This is a genomic window from Mycobacterium sp., from assembly GCF_052145595.1.
In the GTDB taxonomy this organism is placed as follows: domain Bacteria; phylum Actinomycetota; class Actinomycetes; order Mycobacteriales; family Mycobacteriaceae; genus Mycobacterium.
The window spans coordinates 1-3,874 of record NZ_JBKQOI010000295.1 but is presented as its reverse complement, the minus strand read 5'-3'; the positions used below and the strand labels follow the sequence as shown (position 1 = coordinate 3,874).

The following is a 3,874-nucleotide window of genomic DNA, read 5'->3' as shown; positions in this document are numbered from 1 at the left end:
TTAGAATGGTTGTCGATCATGCCCTTGCCGTGTCGGGCCCAGGCTGGTGTCTTGCTTGTCGTCCTTCTGGGCCGCTGCACACCGGCTGGCAAACTGCACTCATGACCTATTCACGCCGTGTGGTCCTGATCGTATCGCTGGTGGCCACCACCGGGCTGACGCTGGTGCTGGGTGTCACCGATCCGGCCCCGTCCCTGATCTACCCGACCCGGTTCTTCGTGTGGGATCTGGTGTTGGCATGTATCCCGGTGTTCTTTGCGGCCGGTTTCGCCGTGGTACGCCTGCGGATCTGGTTGATTCCGTTGGGGCTGGGGTGGCTGGCGTTCCTACCCAATGCCCCGTATCTGGTGACCGACCTGGTGCACCTGGGCAGCGGCGTCGAATTGTGGCGGCACGTCATGCAATATGGGGTCGCGGCGTGGACCGGCGTCATACTGGGGGTGGTGTCGATGCATCTTGTGTGTCAGCGGATCGAGCGCGAGTTCGGTGCGGTGACCGGATGGATCGCGGTGGTCGTCTCGGTTGGCCTGTGCGCGATAGGTGTGGTGATCGGGCGGTTTCAGCGGTGGAACTCCTGGGATTTGGTGACGCAGCCGGGCGCGGTGGCGGCCACGACGCTCGATTGGGTGCGTTCGCCGCTCGCCTACGTCCAGCCGACCGGTGTGGCGCTTGCGGTTGGGGCCTTCTTCGGGCTGGCATACCTGACGCTGTGGTCCCTTTGGCCCTCCCCTGGGTCGGCACGCCCTGGTCTCGGCGGACGAGTCCGCGCCGGACAACAGGTCCTCACCGCCGCCGACCTGCAAGCTGACGACCTCCGCCGAGCCCTCGGCTAGATCAATCCCCCGACGGTATCGGTCTGCTCGTCTGGCAGAGCTGCGGGGAAGGCACCGCGTTGTATCCGTCGAAGTCGTGCGACGCGGTCTGTTATCCAGCTGGTATCCGGAGCATATGAATGCTTTACAGACTGTGCATGACTTAGAGTTCGATGATTCGGTTGCAAGGTGACAAAAAGTATGTATTCTTACGAGACAAGTGCATCGCCGGTATGGTCGCACTTGGGCTCGGGGCCTGGTGTAGCCGCGGCCCGCCTCCGCACTTCACGTACAGATTGGCAGCCGAAACATGACCACCGTTTCATCCTTAGACTCAGTCCAACGTTCGCTCTCTCTGCGTCCCCGCCCTCGCGCGAAATCGACCATCACAGATCCGACCGTCAGCCTGGTTATTCCGGTCAGGAATGAGGCGCGCAACATCGGCTGGGTGCTTGAGCAGATCGCCGATGAGGTGACCGAAATCATTCTCGTCGACGGTGAATCGACCGACGTTACGATCGTCACCGCGCGACGCCACCGGCCCGACGTCCGGGTCGTGCCGCAGCAGGGTAAAGGCAAAGGTAGTGCGTTGCGCACCGGCTTTCTGGCCGCCACCGGCGACATCATCATCATGATGGACGCGGACGGCAGCATGTTGCCTAGCGAGATCCCCCACTATGTGCATTTCCTTGCCAACGGCTACGACTTCGTCAAAGGGTCGCGGTTCATCAGCGGCGGATCCTCGTTGGACATCACCCCGTTCCGGCGGCTCGGCAACTGGTTCCTGCTTACGGTGTTCAACTCGGTATACCACGGCCACCTGACCGACCTCTGCTACGGATTCTGCGCGTTCGACCGTCGCTATCTCGAGCACCTGCACCTGTCGGCCACCGGCTTCGAAATCGAGGCCGAGATGACGGTGCGGGCCATGCAGGCGGGTCTGCGCATCGCGGAGGTTCCCAGCCTGGAGTTGCCCCGCCGCAGCGGAGAATCGAACTTGCACGCGATCCGCGACGGCGTCCGCGTCCTGCGAACTGTGCTGCGCCATCACCGCAAGGGTGTGTCCGGGCACCTCTACCAGGCGGCGCGACAGGCTGCAGGGCGACCGGGCGCGGCTATGCCGGCGGCGGCGGCCGGCCAATGAGCATAAGGCGGATCAGGTCGACAGGATCACCCTCATCCGCCCGGTTGATCGACGCCAATGATCTCCCGATTGGTCTTATCGACATCGAACTAAGCGCCCCGCCGACCGAACTCGTCGGCGACACGGCCGTGGTCCTGCTGCGTCCCGAGCAGGGACCGCCCGCAGCGGTTTTGAAGGTGGCCCGTGGCCCGCTGGGAGCCGCGGAACTGCGCACGCAGCGGCGCGTGCTCGCCGAACTTGCCATCCACCAAGAACTCGACGAAGAATGGCGCGAACTGCTGCCGCGGATCCTGGCCTTCGACGAGCGCACCGATGCGACCGTATCCGTGGAGTCCTATCGGCCGGGAATAGACCTAGCAGAGGCGCTGGCGCGCCGCCCGAACCGCGTCGAGGAGCTAACCGCTGCGGCCCTGAGCGCCATTGCACCGCTGCACCTGCGGACTGCCACACTCGTCGCCATCGACAACATCAGCATGTTGCGATGGGTTGTCGAACCACTGGCGGGGCTGACGGGCATGTGCCGGCGGCTAGATCCTCGTCTGGTTCCCGAGGTGGAGCGGCTTGGAACGATGCTGCGGCGGGCGCTCCTTGGCCTGCGCTTGCCGGTGAGCTGGACGCACGGCGACTACACCCCCGGCAACGTTCGGGTGGCCGGCGTGCGGGGCCAAGTCACCGGCATCGTGGACTGGGGCGGGGCGCGGCCGGGCCGGCCGGCGCTGATCGACGAGTACCTGATGATCCTGACCGCGAGTTGCCAAGTGGAGCAAGCTGATCTGGGCACAATCGTCGCTGAGCGGCTACAGGCGGACGGCCTCTCAGACCGCGAGCGTAATGCGCTGCGTGCCACACGCGACCGACCGGACGCGGACATTCGCGACCGTGAGAGCATGGATCAAGGCATCGACGAGCGCGTTGGCATTCTGCTGACCTGGCTGCACCATGTAGTCGACTTGTGGGGCAAGTGCGCCACCCATCCAAACCATCACATCTGGTGGGCCACCAACGTGGCTCCTGTGCTCGACGCCGTCGCTGCGTGGCACGGATTCGATGTTTAGCCCGCGGGCCCGCGCAGGCCGCGGCACCGCTAGCGGTGCATCGATGACCACATCACCGCCGGTCGAGGATGCCGTACAGGCCCGCGGAAATCCGGCCGCCCGTGCACCGTGATCTCGCCGCGACGTGATCGTCGATCCCGCCTCAAACCGGTTGCCGCCGTCCACACTTCACCGTCGAACTGGAGATAGCTGATAATGCGCACCCTCGTGATCGTCGCCGCCGGATTCACTGCCGGATTCATCGGTTCCACCATTCTCGACCACACGAGTGGACAATCTCGGCGCCGCCCCCCGTTGCCAACCTTGCCGGGTTCCGGCGAGACGGAATGGCCACCCACTGGTGAGCCGGGCCGGGCAGACATCCGTGCCAGGCCTGTACTTCACCGGTGCGCCCACAGTGCTCTCGATCGGACCGTCCTCCCGGTTCATCGCGGGCACGCACACGCTCTCGGCCGTGCTGGCCAAGACGGTGGCCGGGCGGGCTCGAGCCGCCAGCAAGAAGTAGGGCAAGTCCGGTAGGGAGGTCCTTGCCCGGTTTCTTCTTCGGAGGACATATCGGCGTGCCCCCGCACACGGGAGGGCATGTTCAACATGAGCCTCAGGCCCAGATCAGGTGTGTGACCTTAGTACCAAGTTTTGCTGTTCTGATGCGTTGATCTTAATCAGTTGCTATTGTCCGTCCATGTCGGATGTGGGATTACTCGGTGAGGGCTCACCCGGCCATGCCGGCGAAAGTGCTGGTGTGGACCGCGGTCGGCGGGTTGAGCGGCGGCGTAATGGGGGGTCCGGCGATTCGCCGACGGACATCCTGACGCGGTTGCCGGCTCTGGTGGTGTTGGAGCGGATCCCGGTCCCTACGCTCG

Annotated in this window: 4 protein-coding genes and 1 pseudogene; all 5 read left to right on the top strand. The window is 64.6% G+C overall.

All coding sequences use genetic code 11. The features are described 5' to 3' along the window. Positions 1–101 precede the first annotated feature (101 nt). On the top strand, positions 102–833 hold the full coding sequence (locus ACLP4W_RS25305) for a DUF1361 domain-containing protein (protein WP_442390134.1): 732 nt from the start codon (positions 102–104) through the stop codon (positions 831–833). A 289-nt stretch (positions 834–1,122) separates the two neighbouring features. Next, positions 1,123–1,956, top strand: a complete 834-nt coding sequence (locus tag ACLP4W_RS25300) for a glycosyltransferase family 2 protein (protein WP_442390133.1) — start codon at positions 1,123–1,125, stop codon at positions 1,954–1,956. A 44-nt stretch (positions 1,957–2,000) separates the two neighbouring features. Continuing rightward, the gene (locus ACLP4W_RS25295; RefSeq protein WP_442390132.1) at positions 2,001–3,011 is read left to right on the top strand and encodes a phosphotransferase family protein; all 1,011 of its coding nucleotides are present in this window, start codon (positions 2,001–2,003) and stop codon (positions 3,009–3,011) included. 364 nt (positions 3,012–3,375) lie between these two features. Then, complete coding sequence (locus ACLP4W_RS25290; protein ID WP_442390131.1) at positions 3,376–3,516, top strand: hypothetical protein; 141 nt, start codon at positions 3,376–3,378, stop codon at positions 3,514–3,516. A 177-nt stretch (positions 3,517–3,693) separates the two neighbouring features. Beyond that, positions 3,694–3,874, top strand: a pseudogene (locus ACLP4W_RS25285) (hypothetical protein); the annotation flags it as partial.